At 69.5% G+C, this 21,184-nt stretch carries 21 protein-coding genes and 1 pseudogene; 11 read left to right on the top strand and 11 right to left on the bottom strand.

Translation table 11 applies throughout. The features are described 5' to 3' along the window. The 5 genes and pseudogenes from JWN68_RS06920 to JWN68_RS06900 form a co-directional block, all read right to left on the bottom strand. Positions 1 to 490: pseudogene (locus JWN68_RS06920) on the bottom strand (ATP-dependent DNA ligase); the annotation flags it as partial. A gap of 26 nt (positions 491 to 516) precedes the next feature. Further along, entirely contained in the window at positions 517 to 1,527 is a 1,011-nt protein-coding gene (locus tag JWN68_RS06915; RefSeq protein WP_297736604.1) for an NADP-dependent oxidoreductase, read from the bottom strand. A gap of 43 nt (positions 1,528 to 1,570) precedes the next feature. Further along, a complete protein-coding gene (locus JWN68_RS06910; protein ID WP_297736602.1) occupies positions 1,571 to 1,879 on the bottom strand; it encodes a hypothetical protein in 309 nt (102 codons plus the stop codon). Continuing rightward, positions 1,876 to 3,096, bottom strand: coding sequence for an acyl-CoA desaturase (locus JWN68_RS06905; protein ID WP_297736599.1), 1,221 nt, complete (start codon positions 3,094 to 3,096; stop codon positions 1,876 to 1,878). Before JWN68_RS06905 ends, JWN68_RS06910 begins: the two co-directional genes overlap by 4 nt. Positions 3,097 to 3,140: 44 nt before the next feature. Beyond that, positions 3,141 to 4,214 carry a ferredoxin reductase gene (locus JWN68_RS06900; protein ID WP_297736596.1) on the bottom strand — a complete coding sequence of 358 codons (1,074 nt, stop codon included), beginning with the start codon at positions 4,212 to 4,214 and terminating at the stop codon, positions 3,141 to 3,143. A gap of 105 nt (positions 4,215 to 4,319) precedes the next feature. Between JWN68_RS06900 and msrB the strand changes: the two genes are divergently transcribed. The 6 genes from msrB to JWN68_RS06870 all read left to right on the top strand — a co-directional run bounded on the left by msrB (position 4,320) and on the right by JWN68_RS06870 (position 10,326). Further along, a complete protein-coding gene (msrB, locus tag JWN68_RS06895) occupies positions 4,320 to 4,724 on the top strand; it encodes a peptide-methionine (R)-S-oxide reductase MsrB (protein WP_297736593.1) in 405 nt (134 codons plus the stop codon). Positions 4,725 to 4,827: 103 nt separating this feature from the next. After that, positions 4,828 to 6,030: a nucleotide sugar dehydrogenase gene (locus JWN68_RS06890; RefSeq protein ID WP_297736590.1), complete on the top strand. Its 1,203-nt coding sequence runs from the start codon at positions 4,828 to 4,830 to the stop codon at positions 6,028 to 6,030. After that, a complete protein-coding gene (locus tag JWN68_RS06885; RefSeq protein WP_297736588.1) occupies positions 6,027 to 6,809 on the top strand; it encodes a glycosyltransferase family 2 protein in 783 nt (260 codons plus the stop codon). Before JWN68_RS06890 ends, JWN68_RS06885 begins: the two co-directional genes overlap by 4 nt. Then, on the top strand, positions 6,806 to 7,837 hold the full coding sequence (locus tag JWN68_RS06880) for an NAD(P)-dependent oxidoreductase (protein WP_297736585.1): 1,032 nt from the start codon (positions 6,806 to 6,808) through the stop codon (positions 7,835 to 7,837). The genes JWN68_RS06885 and JWN68_RS06880 overlap by 4 nt, the downstream gene beginning before the upstream one ends. Positions 7,838 to 7,853: 16 nt before the next feature. Continuing rightward, entirely contained in the window at positions 7,854 to 8,456 is a 603-nt protein-coding gene (locus JWN68_RS06875; protein WP_297736582.1) for a hypothetical protein, read from the top strand. Between the two features lies 1 nt (position 8,457). Then, a complete protein-coding gene (locus tag JWN68_RS06870; RefSeq protein WP_297736579.1) occupies positions 8,458 to 10,326 on the top strand; it encodes a hypothetical protein in 1,869 nt (622 codons plus the stop codon). Between the two features lie 15 nt (positions 10,327 to 10,341). Here JWN68_RS06870 and JWN68_RS06865 read toward each other — a convergent pair whose 3' ends face one another. From JWN68_RS06865 to hemG, 3 genes are all read right to left on the bottom strand, one after another. Further along, on the bottom strand, positions 10,342 to 11,250 hold the full coding sequence (locus tag JWN68_RS06865) for a hypothetical protein (RefSeq protein WP_297736576.1): 909 nt from the start codon (positions 11,248 to 11,250) through the stop codon (positions 10,342 to 10,344). A gap of 79 nt (positions 11,251 to 11,329) precedes the next feature. Further along, entirely contained in the window at positions 11,330 to 12,037 is a 708-nt protein-coding gene (gene hemQ / locus JWN68_RS06860; protein WP_297736572.1) for a hydrogen peroxide-dependent heme synthase, read from the bottom strand. Beyond that, positions 12,034 to 13,353 carry a protoporphyrinogen oxidase gene (hemG, locus tag JWN68_RS06855; protein WP_297736569.1) on the bottom strand — a complete coding sequence of 440 codons (1,320 nt, stop codon included), beginning with the start codon at positions 13,351 to 13,353 and terminating at the stop codon, positions 12,034 to 12,036. Before hemG ends, hemQ begins: the two co-directional genes overlap by 4 nt. A 91-nt stretch (positions 13,354 to 13,444) precedes the next feature. Between hemG and JWN68_RS06850 the strand changes: the two genes are divergently transcribed. Beyond that, positions 13,445 to 14,431, top strand: a complete 987-nt coding sequence (locus tag JWN68_RS06850) for a DUF4349 domain-containing protein (RefSeq protein WP_297736567.1) — start codon at positions 13,445 to 13,447, stop codon at positions 14,429 to 14,431. 29 nt (positions 14,432 to 14,460) lie between these two features. Continuing rightward, on the top strand, positions 14,461 to 15,489 hold the full coding sequence (locus tag JWN68_RS06845) for an NYN domain-containing protein (protein WP_297736564.1): 1,029 nt from the start codon (positions 14,461 to 14,463) through the stop codon (positions 15,487 to 15,489). A 6-nt stretch (positions 15,490 to 15,495) separates the two neighbouring features. On the opposite strand, the gene hemE is transcribed toward JWN68_RS06845, so the two are convergent. Continuing rightward, on the bottom strand, positions 15,496 to 16,551 hold the full coding sequence (gene hemE / locus JWN68_RS06840) for a uroporphyrinogen decarboxylase (RefSeq protein WP_297736561.1): 1,056 nt from the start codon (positions 16,549 to 16,551) through the stop codon (positions 15,496 to 15,498). Between the two features lie 72 nt (positions 16,552 to 16,623). Here hemE and JWN68_RS06835 point away from each other — a divergent pair, with 72 nt between their 5' ends. Beyond that, complete coding sequence (locus JWN68_RS06835) at positions 16,624 to 17,244, top strand: DUF3000 domain-containing protein (RefSeq protein ID WP_297736558.1); 621 nt, start codon at positions 16,624 to 16,626, stop codon at positions 17,242 to 17,244. A gap of 2 nt (positions 17,245 to 17,246) precedes the next feature. Continuing rightward, on the top strand, positions 17,247 to 18,605 hold the full coding sequence (locus JWN68_RS06830) for an HRDC domain-containing protein (RefSeq protein WP_297736555.1): 1,359 nt from the start codon (positions 17,247 to 17,249) through the stop codon (positions 18,603 to 18,605). Between the two features lie 3 nt (positions 18,606 to 18,608). Here the strand turns inward: JWN68_RS06830 and JWN68_RS06825 are convergent, their stop codons facing one another. Together JWN68_RS06825 and JWN68_RS06820 are read right to left on the bottom strand one after the other, a co-directional pair. Beyond that, positions 18,609 to 19,976 (bottom strand): extracellular solute-binding protein, encoded by a 1,368-nt coding sequence (locus tag JWN68_RS06825; protein ID WP_297736553.1) that lies wholly within the window; start codon positions 19,974 to 19,976, stop codon positions 18,609 to 18,611. A 56-nt stretch (positions 19,977 to 20,032) separates the two neighbouring features. After that, on the bottom strand, positions 20,033 to 20,479 hold the full coding sequence (locus tag JWN68_RS06820; protein ID WP_297736550.1) for a type II toxin-antitoxin system PemK/MazF family toxin: 447 nt from the start codon (positions 20,477 to 20,479) through the stop codon (positions 20,033 to 20,035). Between the two features lie 36 nt (positions 20,480 to 20,515). Between JWN68_RS06820 and JWN68_RS06815 the strand changes: the two genes are divergently transcribed. Continuing rightward, positions 20,516 to 21,121 carry a hypothetical protein gene (locus JWN68_RS06815; protein WP_297736548.1) on the top strand — a complete coding sequence of 202 codons (606 nt, stop codon included), beginning with the start codon at positions 20,516 to 20,518 and terminating at the stop codon, positions 21,119 to 21,121. Positions 21,122 to 21,184: the final 63 nt, after the last annotated feature.

Raw genomic sequence — 21,184 nt, 5'->3', positions numbered from 1 at the left:
AGAAGTCCGTCCCGGGTTGCGGGTCGAGGTCGATGCGGAGCTCGTCGGGATGGTCGACGTCGTCACGGCGGACGGGCCAGGGGTGGAAGGTCAGGGTCCCCATCTGGGCGCACCAGACCGGGACCGCGATCTCGGTCGGACAGATCTCGTCGGCGGTCCGCCCGGACGGGAAGGCGATCCCCACCGACTCCAGGTAGTCAGGAGCACCCTTGGGCACGCGCTTCTGGTAGAACGCCTCGGTGTTTTTGTCGCTCGGGCCGGTGGCGAGCTTGAAGCCCTCGCGGACACCGCTGGGCCAGCGCTCGAGGGCAGTCGGCCGGTCCCGGAGAGCGCGCATCAGTCCGTCCTCCACGGAGACGAAGTACTCCGCCACCATCAGCTTGGTGACCTTGGGGGTGGAGCCGGTCGCCTCGTAGATCACGCGGTTCGGCGAGGAGACACGGACCTCCCGGTCCCCGGCCTGCACCATCGCCGCCTTTGCCGCTGCCATGGCTCCAACCTAACCGAGCCCGCGCCTCAGACCTTGACGACCAGCTTGCCGAAGTTGTCCCCGCGCAACATCCCGGCGAAGGCGGCGGGCGCGTTCTCCAGCCCCTCGACGACGTCCTCGAGGTAGCGCACGCGGCCGTCGGCGAGCCACCCACCCATGTCGCGCACGAAGTCGCGCCCGTGGCTGCGCGTGAACTCGTCCTGGATGAACCCACGGACGGTGAGGCTCTTGGTCAGCACCTGTCCCAGGAAGCCCGCGAGCTGGTCGGGACCCTCGGGCTGCGAGGTGAGGTTGTAGTTGGCGACCAGCCCGCACACGGGGATCCGGGCGTGGTTGTTGAGCCTGCGGCGTACGGCGTCGAAGACGTGACCACCGACGTTCTCGAAGTAGACGTCGATCCCGTCGGGGGTCGCGGCCTTGAGCTGCTCGACGAAGTCGGGGGCGCGGTGGTCGAGTGCCGCGTCGAACCCGAAGGTGTCCGTGAGGGCGCGCACCTTGTCGGGGCCGCCGGCGATGCCGACGGCGCGCGCACCCTTGATGCGGGCGATCTGCCCCACTGCGCTGCCGACCGGGCCGGTGGCGGCCGCCACGACGACGGTCTCCCCCTCCTGCGGGCGGCCGATCTCCAGCAGTCCGGCGTAGGCCGTGAAGCCGGGCATCCCGAGCACACCGAGGGCGGTGGTGACCGGCGCGAGGGACGGGTCCAGCTTGCGGACGTGGGATCCCTGGGCGATGGCAGCGGACTGCCACCCCGAGTAGGACAGGACGGTGTCACCGGGGACGAGACCATCGAAGCGGGACTCGACCACTTCGCCCACGGTCCCGCCGACCATGACGTCCCCGATCGCGACGGGCTCTGCGTAGGAGTTCGCCGAGCTCAGTCGCCCCCGCATGTAGGGGTCGAGGGAGAGGTAGCGGATCGCCAGCGCGACCTGGCCGTCCTCGAGGTCGGGCAGTGTCTGGGTCGCCGTGGCGAACGTGTCCTGGGCGGGCGCACCGACCGGGCGCTGGGCGAGACGGATCTGGGTGGTCTCCATCCCGACAGCGTGCCAGTGCAGCAACGCGACCCGGTGACCTGGGTCAGAGCGGCGAGTTGGGCTCGAACCTCGGTGACTGGTCGGCGTCCTCACGGTCGGGGCGGATGAAGTCGAAGCCCGCCGTCGCCACGATCACCTGACCGTCCACGCGCACGCCCTCTGCACATGCCAGGTGCATCGGTGGCTGGTGGAACTGGTTGCGGTCGCGCTCGGCGAGCGAGCCGACGAAGGCGATCGGGCGACCGAGACCGCCCTCGCACACCCCGCAGATCCTCGACAGGGCGCACTGGGTCACCCAGGCTCGGGTGGCTTCCCGGAGCCCGGTCGAGCCGCTGCGCAGGTCCTCCTTCACGCCGACGCCCGGCCTGACCAGCCACCGGTCTCCTGCCGGCGGTTGGGTCGCTCGGCATCGGTACGGCGCCGCCCCGACAGCGGTGCCTCGTCGCGCGGGGGCGACGGCGGCTCCGGCTGGTCGGAGGAGGTGAACCTGTTGGGCAGCGAGAGCTTCATGATGGTGCGGAACGCCTGGCCGTACTGCCGGTGGAGCGGGCCGGTGGTGTAGGGGATGTCGTACTTCGCTGCGAGCTCGCGCACCCGCACGGAGATCTCGGAGTAGCGGTTGGCCGGCAGGTCGGGGAACAGGTGGTGCTCGATCTGGTAGCCGAGCTGGCCGCTCATGACGTGCAGGATCTTGCTGCCCTCGAAGTTGGCCGACCCGAGCATCTGGCGCAGGTACCACTCCGCGCGCGTCTCGTCCTCGAGCTCCTCCTCGGTGAAGTGCAGGGCGCCGTCGGGGAAGTGGCCGCAGAAGATGATCATGTAGGACCACAGGTTGCGCGCGAGGTTGGCGGTCATGTTGGCCGTCAGGGTCGGCACGACGTTGGCCGGCCCGGTCGCGGCGGTGAGCACCGGGAAGAACACATAGTCCTTGCCGATCTGGCGGGTGATCTTGCGCTTGATCTGGCGCAGCTGCTTGGCCAGCACCTTCGGGTCCTTCTCGCGCTTGCGGATCGCCTCAAGGTCGAGGTCGTGCAGGGCCACGCCCCACTGGAACAAGGTGGCCAGCAACGCGTTGTAGACCGGCTGCCCGAGGTTGACCGGGTGCCACTTCTGCTCCCGCGCCATCCGCAGGATGCCGTAGCCGATGTCGTTGTCGTGACCGAGGACGTTGGTGAACTGGTGGTGGATGTAGTTGTGGCTGTGCTTCCACTGCTCGGCCGGCTGGGCGGTGTCCCACTCCCACGTCGAGGAGTGGATCTCCGGGTCGTTCATCCAGTCCCACTGGCCGTGCATCACGTTGTGGCCGATCTCCATGTTCTCCAGGATCTTGGCCACGCCGAGCATGGTCGCGCCGGCGACCCAGGCCGGCTTGGAGCGGCTCGCGAAGAGCGTCAACCGCCCCGCTGCCGCGAGACCGCGCTGGATCTTGATCATCCGATTGATGTACGCCGCATCGAGGCCCCCCCGTGACTCCTCGATGTCCTTGCGGATCGCATCGAGCTCACGACCGAGCTGGTCGACCTCCTCCGGGGTGAGGTGCGTGTATTCCTTGACGTCGCTGATGGCCATGAACTGTCCCTTCTCGGGTGGTGGAGTCGAGCCTTTGTGGGCTCTCAGATGTCGAGCGTGCAGGCGCCCACGGGAACGGTCACGCAGGTCTGCACCCGGTCGTTGGCGTCGGAGTACTCCTCGCCGTTGCGCAGGTCGCGGACGGTGCCGCTGACCAGGGTGAGCGTGCAGGTGTGGCAGATGCCCATGCGGCAGCCGTACGGCATCCCGACACCGGCCTGCTCACCTGCCTCGAGGACCGTGGTGGCCCCGTCGACCTCGATGGTCTTGTTCGAATTGCTGAAGGTGAGCGTGCCGCCCTCGCCCCCGTCGGTGTCCAGGTCGAGCGAGAAGCGCTCCACGTGCAGGTGATCGACCACTCCCGCCTTCTCGAAGTGCTCGGTGATGGCGTCCAGCATCGGGGCCGGCCCACAGGCCCAGGTCTCGCGTCGGCGCCAGTCGGGACAGATCGAGTCCAGGTCGGCCAGGTCGAGCAGCCCGTCGTGGTCGGTGTGCAGCGTGTGCAGGGTGAGCCCGTCGTGCTTGCGCGCCATCTCGGCCAGCTCGTCGCGAAAGATCATCCGCTCGGGCGTCGTGGAGGAGTAGTGAAGGACGACGTCCGGCATCGTCCCGCGTCGGTCGAGGGTGCGGAGCATCGACATCACCGGAGTGATGCCAGATCCGCCGACGAGGCACAGCATCGTGGCCGGCGGCGGATCCGGCAGCACGAAGTCTCCCGCCGGCAGGGCCAACCTCACGATGGCGCCCGGCTCGAGCCCCTCGACGAGGTGCTTGGACAGGAACCCCTCCGGCATCGCCCGGACCGTGATGGCGATGGTGCGGCCCTGCCGCTTGGGCGGCGACGAGAGTGAGTAGGAGCGCCAGTGGAACTTGCCGTCGACCTCGATGCCGATGCCGACGTACTGCCCGGGCTTGTGGTCGAAGCTCCATCCCCACCCCGGCCGGATCACCACGGTGGCGGCGTCCTCGGTCTCGGGGATGACCTTCTCGATCCGCCCGCGCAGCTCCCGCGCGGTCCAGAGCGGATGCAGCAGCCGCAGGTAGTCGTCGGGCTGGAGCGGAGTGGTGAGCCCCGAGCCCGCCTTGCGGGCCCAGGACAGGCGATCGATGGCTGCCACGGTGGGACTCCTTACTGTCGGACTCAGTGGACAACTGTCCACTCATCCGCGTCAAGGGCCTGTGGTACTCGCCTCACCCAGCCGGGTGGCCAGTACCGTGGCGTCATGGGCTACCAGGTGGACAAGACCGACGACGAGTGGCGCGCTGAGCTGAGCGCGGAGGAATACGCCGTGCTCCGCAGAGCCGGCACCGAGCCGGCCTTCGTCGGCGCCTACACCGACACCGAGACCGAGGGCACCTACGCGTGCAAGGCGTGCGGGCACGAGCTGTTCACCAGCTCCACGAAGTTCCATTCCGGGTGCGGCTGGCCGAGCTTCTACGAGCCCATGACGGACACGGTCGAATACATCAAGGACACCTCGCACGGCATGGACCGCGTCGAGGTGCGCTGCGCGAACTGCGGCTCCCACCTGGGACATGTGTTCCCAGACGGCCACGGAACCCCCACCGGCGACCGATACTGCATCAACTCGATCAGCCTCACGTTGAGGCCGACGCAGGGACCATGAAGGCCTGAGCAACTGCCGGTTGCCGGACCCCGCCTCAATGTGCGGGGAGGGCTGAGGAGCCTATAGGTTGGGGCCACATTTCCGACCTCTGGAGGATCCTCTCTTGACCGGCGCCACATTCGACCACGACGTGGTCGTGGTAGGCGGGTGCGGCCACGTCGGGCTTCCCCTGGCCATCGCCCTCGCCTCCCGCGGACTCAACGTCGCCATCCAGGACATCGACGGCGCAGCTGTCGACCTCGTGCTCAGCGGCGAGCTCCCGTTCATGGAGAACGGCGCCCAAGAGGTCCTGCAGAAGGCCCTGGCTAACGGCGCGCTCACGGCCTCGACCGACCCCGGCATCATCGGTCGCTCCGAGGCGGTCGTCGTGGTGATCGGCACCCCCGTGGACGAGCACCTCAACCCCGACCCGCATGCCGTCACCAAGGCACTGCGAGAGTCCCTCGGCTCGTTCCGCGACGGTCAGCTGGTCGTCCTGCGCAGCACCGTCTACCCGGGCGTCACCAAGAACATCGAGAAGCTCTTCGAGGGAGCCGGCCTGCACGTCGACGTTGCCTTCTGCCCCGAGCGGATCGCCGAAGGTCGGGCGATGGAGGAGCTGTTCTCGCTGCCGCAGATCGTGTCCGCCCGCACCCCGCAGGCACGCGACCGCGCCGCCAAGCTGTTCGGCAACCTCACGGCGAGCATCGTCGAGCTGGAGCCTGAAGAGGCCGAGCTGGCGAAGCTCTTCACCAACAACTGGCGCTACATCAAGTTTGCCGCGGCCAACCAGTTCTACCGGATGGCCAACGACCACGGACTCGACTACGACCGGATCCGCAAGGCCCTGTCGCACGACTACCCGCGTGCGGCCGACATGCCGGGTGCCGGCTTCGCTGCGGGACCGTGCCTGTTCAAGGACACGATGCAGCTCGCTGCATTCACCGACAACTCCTACGTCCTGGGTCACTCCGCGATGCTGGTCAACGAGGGCCTCCCGCTCTACCTGGTCACCCAGATGGAGCAGACCTACGACCTGCCCGCGCTCCGCGTCGGCATCCTCGGGATGGCGTTCAAGGCCGAGAGCGACGACATCCGCTCCAGCCTGTCCTACAAGCTCAAGCGGATCCTCGAGTTCCGCTCGGGCGGGGTGCTCTGCACCGACCCCTACGTCACGGTCGATGACGGCCTGATGCCGCTCGAGGACGTGCTCGAGCAGGCCGACATCCTCGTCATCGGAGCACCGCACCAGGCCTATGCCGGCCTCGCGACCGACAAGCCCGTCGTGGACGTCTGGAACCTCCTCGGCAACGGAACGACCGTATGACCTTGGGCGTCTCGGTGGTGATCCCCGCCTACAACGAAGGCGAAGGCATCTCACCGGTCCTGGACCGCATCTTCCCCGCCGTCGAGTCGACCCTCGAGGTGCTGGTGGTCGTGGACTTCCCCGAGGACACCACCGTGCCGGTGGTCAAGGCCCATCCCAGGTTCGACAACGGCCTGCAGGTGCTCGTCAACTCCTACGGTCGCGGTCCGGCGCAAGCCATTCGCTACGGCATCGACCGCGCCAGTCATGAGGTCGTGGTCGTCACGATGGCCGACGGCTCCGACGACCCGCGGCAGATCGATCCGCTCGCCCGCCTAGTCGAGCGCGGCGTGGTCGTCGCGGCCGCCTCCCGCTACTCCTCCGGCGGACAACAGGTCGGCGGTCCCCTGCTCAAGGGTGTGCTCTCGCGCGGCGCCGGCCGCTCCCTGGGCATGCTCGCCCGCGTGGGCACCCAGGACGCCACCAACAGCTTCAAGGCCTACTCCACCGCCTTCGTCCGGGAGGTGGGCATCCACAGCACCACCGGCTTCGAGATCGGCCTGGAGCTCACCGCCAAGGCGCGCCGTCTGCGCAGGCCGGTGGCGGAGATCCCCACCATCTGGCTCGACCGCACCATCGGCGACTCCAACTTCGATATGAAGGGCTGGATCCCGAAGTACCTCCGCTGGTACAAGTTCGCCTTCGGACCAGCCCTGACCCTCGACCAGGTCTCTGAGCAGGCCGGTCGCATCGCCGCCATCAACCAACGCTCCGCCACAAAGAACGGGAAGTCATCGTGACCCAGGAACAGAAGGTCCTCGTCTCCGGCTCGGCAGGATTCATCGGCGGCTACGTCGTCGAGGAGCTCCTCCAGCGCGGCTACACGGTTGTCGGCATCGACAACTACTCCAAGTACGGCAAGGTGGAGAAGTCCTACGACAACCACCCCAACTACCACTTCCACGAGGACGACTGCCGCAACGTCGACGTGATGAAGAAGCTGCTCGCTGACTGCGACCACTTCATCGCAGGCGCCGCGCTCATCGGTGGCATCTCCTACTTCCACGCCTACGCCTACGACCTGCTCGCGCAGAACGAGCGGATCATGGCCTCGCAGTGCGATGCCGCCATCGAGGCGTTCCAGCACGGCAAGCTGAAGAAGGTCACCTACCTCTCGAGCTCGATGGTCTTCGAGTCCACCGAGACGTGGCCCTCCAAGGAGGGCGATGAGCGCAAGATCCCGCCGCCGCTGTCGTCGTACGGGTTCCAGAAGCTTGCCGTGGAGTACTTCGCCAAGGCAGCCTTCGACCAGTACAAGCTGCCGTACACCATCGTGCGTCCCTTCAACTGCGTCGGTGTCGGCGAGGGCCGCGCGCTCGGTGACGTCGAGATAGCCTCCGGCAACGTGAAGCTGGCCATGAGCCACGTCGTGCCGGACCTCGTGCAGAAGATCGTCAAGGGCCAGGACCCGCTCCACATCCTCGGCGAGGGCAACCAGGTCCGCCACTACACCTATGGCGGCGACCTCGCCAGGGGCATCGTGGAGTGCATGAGCCAGGAGGCGGCGTACAACGAGGACTTCAACATCTCCACGCCCGAGGGCACCACGGTGCGCGAGCTGGCGGAGGTCATCTGGCGCAAGATCAAGGGCGACGCCCCCTTCAGCCTGGTCAGTGACGAGGCCTACGAGTACGACGTGCAGAAGCGCGTGCCCGACGTGCAGAAGGCCAAGGACGTGCTGGGCTTCGAGTGCACCACCTCCCTCGACGACATGCTCGACGAGGTCATCCCGTGGGTGACCCAGGCTGTCGCCGACGGGCGGCTCTGACATCCCCGGGCAACCCGTGCAGCACCTCCGGGCGCGGTTGCCCCTCGTCACCACCATCGCGGTCGTCCTGGTCGGTTCGGTGTTCCTGCTGTCCCAGGCGCGCCAGCGGTTCTTCGGCGACGACTGGATGTCCCTGCTCGAGCGGAGCATCTCGCAACGGCGGGGGGTCGACGCCCTCATGCTGCCGCACAACGAGCACTGGAGCACCGTCCCGATCCTGATCTACCGGGCGGTGTTCTCGGTGGTCGGGCTCGAGCACTACCTGGTGTTCGCGATCCTGCCGATCCTGGCGCACGCGGCGGCGTGCATCCTGCTGTTCCTCCTGCTGCGCCGAAGCGGGGTGCAGCCGTGGATCGCGATGGGCGTCACCACCGTCATGGTCTTCCTGTGCGCCGGCGCCGAGAACATGCTCTGGTCCTTCCAGGTGGGGATGGTCGGCTCCGGCGTCCTCGGACTGGTCCGCACCAACGTGCGACTGCGGGACGCAGGTGTCACGAGCGAGCCCGTACCGCGCTTCGTCGGCAACACCACCGAGGTGCACCTCGGCGTGACAGCGGCGGACGTCGAGCTCCTGGTCGACCTCGCGCCCGGCTCCCCGTTCACCGTCTGCGAGCGCTGACGTGCTCCAGCTCTGCGACTCGACCCGGACGACACCTCGTCGGCTGGTCGGCCTCAGCTTCCTCATCGCAACGCTGCTGTTCAGCGTGCCGCTCGGGGGACCCGTGCCCGTACCCGGCCTGGACCCGAGCTGGCGGCTGGCGATGAACACGTTCGAGGACCTGCAGTTCGGACGCGACATCCTCTTCACCTACGGTCCGTGGGGATTTCTCGACCATCCGATGATCACTGACAGGTCCATGTTCGCGGTGGCGCTCCTGGCCAGGGTGTGCGTGATCACGGCCCTGTGGGTCGTCTCGACCCGCAGCCTGACGCGCGTCTGGCCACTGTGGGTCGCCGCCCCCGTGACGACCGCCTTCGTGGTGCTGGTCTCGGCCAGTGAGCTGTCAGCGCTGACGGTCGCCATCACGGCGCAGTACGTCTTGTTCCACGCCCTCGACCCGAAGATCTCGGAGCGACCCAGGACAGGGTTGATCCGGGTCGCCTGCCTCGGAGCCCTGGCCGCGGTCGTGATCCAGGTGAAGTTCTCCAACGGCATCGCGCTCTGCGCCCTGACGGCCCTGGCCGTGCTGACGACGACCCGGCTGGGAGGCCTGCGTCGCTTCGTCACTGTGGGGGCCTCTGCCGCCGGTGGGTTCGTCGCCATGATGTGTGTCGCATGGCTGGCACGTGGACAGTCCCTGTCGCACCTGGGCGCGTGGGTCCGCGGAAGTCTCGACCTGACGTCCGGCTACCCGGAGGCGATGGGCTTCGAGTTCCCCGACGCTCCGGCCAGGCCCTACGTCGTGGCTGTCCTGCTGGGACTCCTGGTGCTCGCCGCTGCCGTGCCCGGTCTCCGTCACCTGCCGCGTCGGCTCCAGGTCGGTGTGCTCCTCGTCCTGGGCGTCGCCGGCGGGTTCGCCTTCAAGTCCGCCTTCACCCGGCACGACCCCATCCACGAGGTCGTCTACTTCGTGATCCTGATCTCCCTGTTCGTCGGGATCGTCGGCACGAGCCGGTGGGGCTCGTGGCTTGCTGCGACCGGGGCAGCGCTGACTGCTGCCTCCTTGGTCGCGGCGCTCACCGACCCGATCGGCATCCTCACCGGACCCGACCCTGCCGGCGCAGCCGACCGCTGGCGAACCGACCTCGACGTGCTGACGTCAGCCGAGCACCAGACCGACCGGCTCGAAGCCGCGCGGGCAGCGATGATCGCTTCGCACCAGCTGCCGCCGTCCCTGCTCGAGAAGGTGCAGGACAAGCCGGTGTCGATCGAGCCCTCCGAGGCGTCGACCGCGTGGGCCTATGGGCTGGACTGGCGACCCGCGCCGGTCTTCCAGCTGTACTCCGCCTACACGCCTGCGCTCGACGGGCTCAACGCCGCCGCTATGCGTGAGGCGCCGGCCCGACAGCGGGTCCTGCGGCACGCCGCGGTGCCCATCGACGGCCGCAACCCGCTGTGGGACTCCCCTCGCTACCAGCTGGCGCTCTCGTGCCACTACCGCGTCACGCATGCCGAGGGGATCTGGACCCTGCTCGCCAAGAGCCGGAACCGGTGCGGCACCCCGGAGTCATCGGGTGAGTCCCACGTCTCGGCCGGGACCCCGGTGGAGGTCCCGGTCCCGCCGGCCGGTCACCTCCAGCTGGTGAGGTTCACCCCCGATCCTCCCAGCGCCTCCGTGCACCTGGGTCGAGCGCTGGTCAAGCCCTTCACCCACATGTTCGTCACGGCCGACGGGGTGCCCTACCAGCTGTCCCGGGAGTCGAGCCCCTCCGGCGTGCTGGTCACCTACCCCGCAGTCGCCCAAGGGGTCCATGCCCCGCTCGACATCCGGACCCTCGTCTTCAGCGAGTCCGGGACCCTCGAGTTCGTGTCGATCCCCACGGAGTGAGACGCAGTCTGAGCCTCAGCCCGCGGGCACCAGGGTCGCGCTGACCTCGACGCGGCCCTCGCCGTACGTCTCGTCCACCCACGCCTGCAACGAACCGTCGTCATGGAGCACGCCGATGTGCACGACGTCGTCCGCCGCCCAGGACGACGTGGCGCCGGGGAGTGCCTGGAGGTCCATCGCGATCTCGTTGAGCTCGGACTCGGTGTAGGCGGCCTCGCTCACGCACAGGGCACCGCCCCAGGTCTCGCGCAGGGTCGCCTCGGCGGCCGCTGCGTCCTCGGTGACGGCGACGTTGATGATCATGGACGTCGGGTCGTTGGCCTCCGCCTCACCCGGAGCGGGCTCGTCGGCCTCGTCGATGGACTGGTCGATCCACGCTCCTGCGTAGCCGGGCAACCGGCTGGCCGCGGTGAAGGTGGCATCCGTCGACTCCTGAGTCGTGGTGGCCGGATCGACCATCGTCCAGCCGCCGGCTGGTTCCTCGCAGGGAGTCTCGAAGTCCGGCTCGGCCGGCGCGGGGGCCGCGTCGTACAACGCCGCAGGGATCGCCTCGGTCACGGTGAACGTCGTGCCGTCGAAGGTGCCCCTGAGCGCGAAGGTCCCCCACTTGGTGCCGGACTGGTCCTCGTGCTCGGGGTGTGCTGCCCAGTCCCACCCCGCGATCGGGCTGCCTGAGCACTGCGGCGGCAACGACTCCGCGACGTTGGTGCAGAGCTCTGGTCCGTCCCCGTCGTCGAGCACCGTCACCAACCCGGCGGTGGCCACCGGGCCATCGGCCGCCGGCGCCGACGTGGGCTGGCCCGCGGCCGCCGGCTCCGCGCCGGCTGACGGGTCGGCGTCGCCGTCGACCCCGACCATCTGCTCCTCGGTGCTGCACGCGGAGAGTGCGAGCAGTGCAGCAAGCGCGACGAAGGTTCGTTTCATGGGAGTACGACGATCAGTGCGCACCGCTGGTTCCCCTGGTTCTGCCGTCTCCGGGTCGGACACGGCCCACTATGCCCGGTCAAGGCAGGCGAGCGAGCAGATCCGCGGGCGAGACGCGCGCGCCGGTGTAGAAGGGAACCTCTTCACGCACGTGGCGACGAGCCGTCGAGGCACGCAGGTCGCGCATCAGGTCCACGATCCGGTGCAGCTCGTCGGCCTCGAACGCGAGCATCCACTCGTAGTCACCGAGGGCGAAGGAGGCGACGGTGTTGGCGCGGACATCGGCGTAGCCGCGGGCCATCTGACCGTGCTCGGCCAGCATGGCGCGACGCTCGGAGTCCTCGAGGAGATACCACTCGTAGGAGCGGACGAAGGGATAGACGCAGATGTGGGCGCGCGGCTCCTCGTCGGCCAGGAACGCCGGGATGTGGGACTTGTTGAACTCGGCGGGCCGGTGCAGGGCCATCTGCGACCACACCGGCTCGAGGCGGCCACCGAAGGACGTGCGCCGGAAGGCGTTGTAGGCGGCCTGCAGGGCCTCCGAGTCCTCCGCGTGCCACCACACCATGACGTCGGCGTCGGCTCGCAGACCGCTGACGTCGTACACCCCACGGACCACCACGTCCTGTTCGGCCAGCACCTCGAAGAAAGCCTCGAGGTCGGTGGCCTCGCCGGAGCGATCCGCGTCGCCCAGGACGTCTCGGAGCTTGAACACCGACCACATCGTGTAGCGGATGGTGTCGTTGAGCTCCTTGAGCTGCGCTGCCTTCGTCGCCATACCGCTCATTGTGCCCGGACGACATCGGCCGCCGCCCGACGGGCCGAGGCGATCACCGCCGGGATGCCGACTCCGTCACACCAGGCCCCGCAGACGGCCAGGCCCGCCGGCAGCGACGAGCGCACCTGCTCCATCCGAAGGACGTGGCCGACGGCGTACTGCGGCAGCCCGCCGCCCCATCGCTGCACGTGCGTGTCGACGGGTACGGCGCTGATGCCGGCCAACGCCGAGAGCTCGGCCAGCGACCGGGCCACCAGCGCTTCGTCGCTCGCCTGCAACGTCCGCTCCTCCCCCATCCGTCCCAGGGACGTGCGCAGGATCGCGTGCTCGCCGCCGGCGTCCCGCACCCAGTCCCACTTCGCGAAGGAGAACGTGCTGGCCTTGATGCCCCGCTGCTCGACCGGGGGCACCAGGAAGCCCGAGAGGCCCGAGAGGTGCTCGACTGCCGCGCGCGAGAAGGCGAGCGTCACGACAGCCACGCTGGCCGACTCGATCGCATCGACGTACGGCGCGATGCCTGCTAGCAGACGACCGGCTGGGGCCGCCGGGAGGGCGAGGACGACCCGCCGGGCCAGGACGGTCTCCGGTCTGTGTGCCGACCCGAGGGTGAGGACCCAGCCGTCGCCGTCACGACCGAGCTCGCGCACCGGCGCGTCCGTACGGACCTGGAGGCCCGCCGCCACCACCGCCGGCAACCGTCCCATTCCGCCCGGGAGACCGGCGAAGACGGGGACGTCACTGCGGGGCAGGCCCGCCGCCTGCTCGAGCAGCAGCCCGCGCCGCGCCATCTGCAGCAGCTGCGGCACAGCCGCGGCTGCGGACAGGTGTCGGGCGCGACCGGCATAGACGCCACCGAGCAACGGCTCGACCAGACGGTCCACGACCTCGTCCCCGAGCCGGTCTGCCACGAGATCGCCCACGGAGACGTCCTGGTCGACGGCGGTCACGTCCTCGGCACGGAGTCGGGCAAGGCCCGCCTCCGAGAGCACGCCGGAAGCCGCCACCTCATCGACGTCGAAGGGCACTCCCATCAGCGAGCGCGGCAACGGCCGCAGCGCCCCGCGGGAGAAGATGCGGGAGGTTGCCAGCGAGGGGTGCACCACCTCGAGGCCGAGCTCGCGCGCCAGGGCCACGCCCTCCGGCCGACGGTTCAGCATCGCCTCGGCCCCCACGTCGACGCTCACGCCGGCGACCGACGCGAGCCGCAGCTTGCCGCCGATGACAGGCGAGCCCTCCAGGACGAGCACGTCGTGGGCGGCCGACAGGCACCGGGCGGCGGTCAGTCCAGCGATCCCGCCCCCGACCACCACGACGTCATGCCTCACGGTGACAACTCTGGCACGACCGCCATCACAGTTCGGTCACAGCGGGCGAGTGTGCGGAACCACATGATGCAGCGGTCCCGTCCGAGGGTTCATGACACTCACCCGGTTCCTGGCAGGTGGCCGCACGGCCGGCCTGGTCGTCGCCCTCACCATGACGGCCACCCTGGCCGCCTGCTCGTCCGCAGACAGCGAAGACAGCAGCGCCGGGAGTGGGGACGCCATGTCCGAGCTGTCAGCCGAGGACGGCGGCGAGCGCTCCTTCGGGGCCCCATCGGGAGGCAACGACGCCACCAAGGCCGAAGCACCTGAATCGGACACGGAATCGGACTCGGTCACGAGCACGCGCACCGCCCTCCAGACAGCCCCGATCCAGCGGCACGTCATCTCCACCGGCACGGTGTCGCTGATCAGCGACGACGTGGCCAAGACCAGGCGCGACGTGCAGCGCATCGTCGACGTCAAGCAGGGCACGATCAGCGAGGAGAACACCGAGACCGACGACGAGGGCGTTGCGACGTACTCCCGGCTGGTCATCCGGGTGCCGTCGAGCTCGTTCGCTGCCACCCTGCTCGCCCTCGAGGAGTCGGCCGCGCTGCGGCGCTCCCAGCTCGCCAGCGAGGACGTCACCACCCAGGTGATCGACACCGACGTGCGGGTGCGGGCCCAGGAGGGCAGCCTGCGCCGCGTCGAGCAGCTGCTGGCACGCGCCAGGTCGCTCAAGGACATCGTCTGGATCGAGTCCCAGCTGACCCAGCGCCAGAGCGAGCTGGATTCCTTGAAGTCACAGCAGGCCTGGCTCTCCGACCAGACGAGCTACTCCACGATCACCATCGACATCGAGCGCAAGCACGCCGACGAGGTGGAGAAGAAGAAGGAGAAGAAGGATGAGCCGGCCGGCTTCCTCGTCGGTCTCAAGGGCGGCATGAAGGCACTCGGGGCGTTCGCCTCCGCGATGGCCACCATCATCGGCGCGCTGCTCCCCTTCGCCATCGTGCTGGCGGTCTTCGGGGTGCCGATGTGGCTCCTCGTCCGCCGTACCGCCCGGCGCCGGCAGCCGAAGCAGCCCGCCACGTCGTGACCCGGGACGCTCGCCGCTAGGGTCGCAGGGTGCAGTCAGACTCTCCCTCCTCGGTCCGGATCGCCGTCCTCATCGACGCCGACAACACCTCGCCCAAGTTCGCCGAGGCTCTTCTCGACGAGATCGCGCGGGACGGCAACCCCACGATCAGACGGGTGTACGGCGACTGGTCCTCGACCCACCTCGCCGGCTGGACCCGCAAGCTCAACCCGCTCGGGCTCCAGGCCATGCACCAGCACGCGCTGACCACCCGCAAGAACTCCACCGACTCGGCGATGATCATCGACGCGATGGACCTGCTCTACGCCGACAACGTCGAGGGCTTCGCGCTGGTGTCGAGCGACTGCGACTTCGCGAGCCTGGCCATGCGACTGCGCGCGGGTGGGAAGTTCGTGCACGGCATGGGCGAGGCCAAGACCCCGGCCGGGTTCGCCAACGCCTGCGACAAGTTCGTCCACCTCGAGACGCTGCGCGGGGATGAGGTCATCGCCGAGCCGGTGGACCAGGAAGCAGCCGAGGAAGAGCCGGGAGCCCTGCCCAGCATCAACCTGCAGAGTGCGCTCACCAAGGCCGTCAATGCGCAATCAGGCGATGACGGCTGGGCCCGGCTCGGGCCGCTGGGCCAGCACCTGCGGCGTACGCACCCGTCCTTCAACACCCGGTCGTTCGGGCACGAGAACCTGAGCTCGCTGGTCAAGGAGCAGCCCTACCTCCTCACGACGGGCGAGGGCAACGACACCCTGATCCAGCTCAAGGGCAAGCAGTCGGCGCGCAGGTCGCCGAAGTCCACGCCGCCGGCCGAGAAGAAGACGGCGAAGGCAGCCGCGCCCGCAGTGAAGAAGACGGCGAAGTCCGCTGCGCCGGCCGAGAAGAAGGCGCCCAGCGCAGCCGCCCCGGCCGTGAAGAAGACCACGAGATCCGCACGGCCGGCCAAGGTCGCGGAGTCGCCCGCCCCGCCGACCGAAGCGACGCCACCGGCTGTTGCCACACCGACCGTCACCGTCACCACCCGGACCCGTGGGGCCAAGAAGGTCGCTGCCAAGGACCAGCAGGCCTAGAGGGGCCTAGACGGGGCCTTTGAGCGGATAGGCCTGCACGAACTCGGTCAGGGCCTTGAGCTGTCCCGGATCGGTGGACGGGATGACCCCGTGGCCCAGGTTGAAGACGTGCCCCTTGGCCGCCCTGCCCGCCTCGATGATCTCGGCCGCTCGGGACGTCATCACGTCGGTGGGGGCGAAGACGAGTGTCGGGTCGAGGTTTCCCTGCACGGCACGGTCGCCGACGCGGGCGATGCCCTCGGCGAGGGGAGTGCGCCAGTCGATGCCCACGACGTCGGCACCTGCCTCGCCCATCAGGGAGAGCAGGTTGGTGGTGCCGACTCCGAAGTGGATCCGCGGGACCCCCAGCTTGCCGGCCGCGGCCAGGACGCGCGCCGAGTGCGGCATCACGTGCTGCTGGTAGTCGGTCGGGGTGAGGGCGCCGGCCCAGGAGTCGAAGAGCTGTACGGCGCTGGCGCCGGCCTCCACCTGGACGCGAAGGTATCCCTCCGCGATCCCGGCGATCTTGCGCATGAGGGCGTCCCAGACGTCGGGGGCGCCGAACATCATCGCCTTGGTCTTCGCGTGCTCCTTGGACGGACCGCCCTCGACGAGGTAGGACGCCACCGTGAAGGGAGCCCCGGCAAAGCCGATCAGGGGCGTGCCACCCAGCTCGGCCGTGAGCTGCTGCACGGCTCGCGTGATGAAGGGGACGTGCTCAGGGGTCAGGTCCGCGATGGCGGCGACGTCGGCCAGCGTGCGGACCGGGGACGCCACGACCGGGCCGATGCCCGGGACGATGTCGAGGTCGAGCCCCACGGCCCTCAACGGCAGCACGATGTCGGAGAAGAAGATGGCGGCGTCGACGCCGTAGCGGCGTACGGGCTGCAGGGTGATCTCGGTGACGAGGTCGGCGTCCATGCACGACTCGAGCATCCCGACACCCTCGCGGAGCTTGAGGTATTCGGGCAGCGAGCGACCCGCCTGCCGCATGAACCACACCGGCGTGTGGCTCGGCTTCTCGCCACGGGCGGCGGCCAGGAAGGCCGAGTCGTCGAGCCGAGCGTCTGCGGGAGTTGTCACGCGTCGAATCTTCGCAGGTCAGGCGGCGTGGCGGCACATCGCCATTGACCGCCCCTGACCTACTGTGGAGCCATGGTGGCGCGTCACGAGACGCACCCGGGGACGGGTGCCGCCGGCCCCGCGGAGTTCCGCGCAGCCGTCGAGAGCATGAACACGGCCGCCTTGCGCCCTGAGGTGTTCTGCGAGGAGATGCCCGCGCCCCAACGCATCGCACCCTTCTCCTCGGCACTCTCCGCCGACGTCACCGTCGATGACGAGGACCTCGGCACCGGCCGGATCATCCTGCTGCACGACCCAGCAGGCAACGACGCGTGGGACGGCACCTTCCGCTGCGTGGCCTATGCACGAGCGGAGATCGACCCCGAGCTGGCGAACGACCCCATGCTCGCCGGGGTCGGCTGGTCCTGGCTGACCGAGGCGTTGGCGGCGCACGGCGCGTCGTACGGCGCGGCTTCGGGCACTGTCACGTGCGTGGCCACCGAAAGCTTCGGGGGGATGGCCGAGGACGACTCGTCCGCCCAGATCGAGGTCCGGGCGTCGTGGACCCCCATCGCCACCGACCCCGAGGCAGGCCTCGACCTCGCCCCGCACGTCGAGGCGTGGGCTGAGCTGCTGTGCACTGCCGCCGGTCTGCCGCCGGTGCCGGAGGGTGTCACGGCAATCCCGAGCCGGCGCGGCCAGCGCGGCTCCTGACGATGGGCACGACGACGACCGACGAGACCGGGGCCGCGAGCGAGTCCCCCGACGAGATCCCCGACGAGATCCCCGACGACGCCGACGACGCCGACGAGGCCGATGAGGCCGTTGAGGCACCCCCTGCTCCGCTGCTCACCCTCCGCGACGGGCTGCCTACGATCGTCGACACCGAGGAGGGCCTCACGGCGGCCTGCGCCGCCCTCGGTGCTGCTTCGGGACCGGTCGCCATTGATGCCGAGCGCGCCTCGGGCTACCGCTACTCCGCGCGGGCCTACCTGATCCAGCTGCGACGCGAGGGCGCGGGGACCTGGCTCATCGACCCGATCGCCTTCGACGACCTCAGCCCCCTGCAGGAGGCGCTGGGCGACACCGAGTGGATCCTGCACGCGGCCTCCCAGGACCTCGTGTGCCTGCGCGAGGTCGGCCTCAGGCCGGCGGCCCTCTTCGACACCGAGCTCGCGGGTCGACTCCTCGGCTATCCGAGGGTGGGCCTGGCGACGCTCGTCGAGACGCTGCTGGGCCAACGCATGCGCAAGGAGCACTCGGCGGCCGACTGGTCGACGCGCCCGCTGCCGAAGGCCTGGCTCGACTACGCCGCCCTCGACGTCGAGGTGCTGCTCGAGCTCCGCGAGCTGATGCTCACCGAGCTCGCCGGGGCCGGCAAGGACGAATGGGCCCGCCAGGAGTTCGAGCACCTGCTGGACTTCGAGCCGGCCGTCCGACAGGACGCCTGGCGACGTACCTCCGGCGTCCATCGCCTGCGGAGCCGGCGTTCCCTGGCCGCTGCCAAGGCGCTGTGGGAGGCCCGCGACGAGATCGCCGCCAGGCGCGACGTGACTCCCGGTCGAGTCATCCCCGATGCCGCGATCGTCGCCGCAGCCAGCGCCCTGCCCATCGACAAGGCGGCACTGATGAGCACCCCGGGCTTCCACGGCCGCGGCGCCGACCGCTATTCCCGTATCTGGCTCTCGGCGCTCGAGGCCGTGCTCGCGATGCCCGAGGAGGACCTCCCCTTGCGCGCACCGCGCCAGGACGGCCCGCCACACCCGCGCATGTGGGCCGAGCGGGACGTCGCGGCTGATCGTCGGTTCAAGGCCGCGCGGGCCTCCATGCTCCGGTTGGCACAGGACCACCACCTGCCGGTCGAGAACCTCCTGACTCCCGACTTCGTGCGCCGCGCGATGTGGACCCCACCCGAGACGCGGGAGCCGGCCGAGCTCGCCGATGAGCTGCGCGGGCAGCTCCTGTCGTACGGCGCCCGGCCCTGGCAGGTCGCGCTCGTCACGGGTGCCCTGACCGGTGCGGTGCTCGCCGGGGACGTCGAACCCGAGGTTGAAGCCGAGGTCGAGGCGGACTGAGGCCTACTCGGTCGCGGACTCCGACGGCGACTCCGTCACCGACTCGGGGTCCAGGATCGTCTGGGAGACGAGATCGATCTCCTCGGTCGCGGCGTCGAGCTCGAGGATTCCCGGGCTCATCACCAGGCCCTCCACCAGGGGCGCGACGGCCTCGTCGAGCTCGGGCCGGTCGGGGAGCAGGGGCGGGACCACCATGCCGCGGATGGCGGCGTTGAAGACCGACGCGTGGGCGGGCTCACGGCCGGGCCACAGGAACGCCTCCGACCCCGCGACCTCGGTGTTGGCCGGCACGATGTAGCCCGTTCGGGTGACGATGTCGATCGCAGCGTCGGAGACGGCGTAGGCCAGGAAGTCCGCCGCGTCGTTGACGTCCTCGGTCTCTGCGCTGATGCACAGTCCGTCGGCGTCGCCCACGGTCGCCGGAGTCTCGATGACGGGCATGGAGATCGTGTCGAAGGACAGTCTCTCCACCGCACGCAGCTCAGGGACGAGGTCGCGGTAGCCGGCCACCATCGCCAGCTTCCCGCGCTTGAACAGCTGGAGGGCGGTGGCCTTGCGCAACTCGTTGGGACTCGGCGTCAGGGTCGCGTCGCGCAGGATCGCCAGGGTCTGCTCGAGCGCAGCGCGTGTGCCGTCGTCGGAGAAGGCGAGGGAGGTCGGCTCGGTCTGGTCGTCGAGGACCTGGCCCTCGCCGGAGTAGATGAAAGGAGCCAAGCCGCTCAGAGTCGGCTCGATCCACACGGCGTCCACGTTGCGTCTTCGCGTCGCGAACTCGGCAGCCGCCGCGAACTCCTCGATGGTCCAGCGATCGGTGAGCTCGCCCTCGGCGTCGACGGGCACGTCGAGATCGCGACGCTCCATCTTCGCGAAGTCGATCAGGTCGTCGTTGTAGTAGATGACCATCGGCGAGACGGAGTAGGGCATGCACTGGAGCTCGTCGTCGTAGGAGAACGCCTCGAGCGCGTCGCGGGAGTAGCGGTCGCCGAAGTCGACTCCGCGTTCGTCGAGGAGCAGGCTCACCGGGCGGGTGGACTCGCTCTCCGCGATCTCGTAGAGGTCGCTCCGCGACGTCATGAACACGTCGGGGACCTCGCCGCCGAGGACGGCGTCGAGCGCCTCCTGCTGGTCGCGCCAGGTGATCAGCTCGACCTTGCGGGTCTGGGACGAGGCGTTGAAGGAGTCGACGACCTGCTCGAACGCCTTGAGCTCGTCGGGGTGCCCGAAGGCACCGAAGGTCAGCCTGCGGGGCCCGTCGTTGGGTTTGGACGTCGATGGAGAGCCCTTCGGCGGCGTCGGTTCGTCCGCTGAGCAGGCCGCCAGGCCCAGGCTCAGCACCACCCCCACGGTCGTGGCTGCCAGCCCCCGTCTCATCCCGCTCCGCTCCCGTCGACGTCGTGATTGCCCGACAAACCCTAGTCGGCCGGACGTCATGTCCCGCCGTGGCGTCCAGCGGCGTCGACCACCTGGGCGAAGAGGGCGGCGTCGAGTGCGGCACCCTCGCGGCGTACACCGTCCCGCGTCAACGTGATCCGGCGATCGAGGCGGACCTCGCTCGGCCGGCCCTGCGAGTCCCAGCCGCCCGTGCCGACGTCCATCCAGTAGCGACCGTGGCGCGCCTCGTCCGCGGCATCGCGGTCGTGGTCCTGACTGCTCAGGTAGAGCCCGCTCCAGCCCTCCCCCTCGGCCCGCAGCACCAGCACTGGCCGGTCCTTGCCCTGCGAAGGATCGTCCTCGTAGGGCACCCAGGCCCAGACGACCTCCCCCGGGTCCGGCGCGCCGTCGATCTCAGGGGCGTAGGTGTCGGTCACCGCAGGCACCGGGGTCGTGGTCTGGCCGGAGAGGAGGCGGGCGATGCGCTGCCTGAGCTTCTGCATGCCGCCGAGCATAGGAGTTGCTCCTACAGTGGACCGGTGGCCGACTCCTCCGCACCGCGACACCACCGCCCCGCCGTGCCCGGCGCCGCGTTCTTCGAGGACATCACCGGAGGAGCTGACCCGGCCGCGATCCGGGAGGCCGGCGACCTGGCAGCCACCCTCCTCGTCCGAGGAGCGCAGGGAACCGATGACGACGGGCTCGCGGAGCGCGTGCTGCACCTCGCCGACACCGAGGGCCTCGAGACGCTGGCGGACGTCTGGTCCGGTGCCCCGGCGGACACGCTGGCCGGTTGCCTCTGGCGGCTCTACGTGCTCCGGGCATGGGTGCACCGCGCGCCGTCCGTCGTCGCAGCGGAGTACGACGCCGGGTACGAACGCGCCCAGGTCGCGCGCGTGGTCGCCGGTGTCGCCGACCCGCCGGGACCCGAGGAGCTGAAGGCGATGGTCGACCAGGTCCTGCGCGGCATCGCCGGTGGCGACTTCGCGGTCACCCTGCTCCGGGCGGCCGCCTTCGCCCGCGTCGTGGCAGCGGGCCGGGCCGTGCTGAGGAGCTCGAACCACGTCGAGACCGTGAGGATGCTCACCCTCGCCGAGCAGCTCGAGGCGGCGGGGCACCTCGAGCTCCGCGATTCGCTGGCGTGATCACGAAAGCGACGTAAACTCTCCTTGGAGCTCGCCGGACCGCGGCAGCCCCGGGTCCCAAAT

The sequence above is a fragment of the Nocardioides sp. genome (genome assembly GCF_025964975.1).
Taxonomy (GTDB): Bacteria; Actinomycetota; Actinomycetes; order Propionibacteriales; family Nocardioidaceae; genus Nocardioides.
Note: the sequence above shows the minus strand (reverse complement) of the source record. Positions and strands in the feature narration are given on the sequence as shown.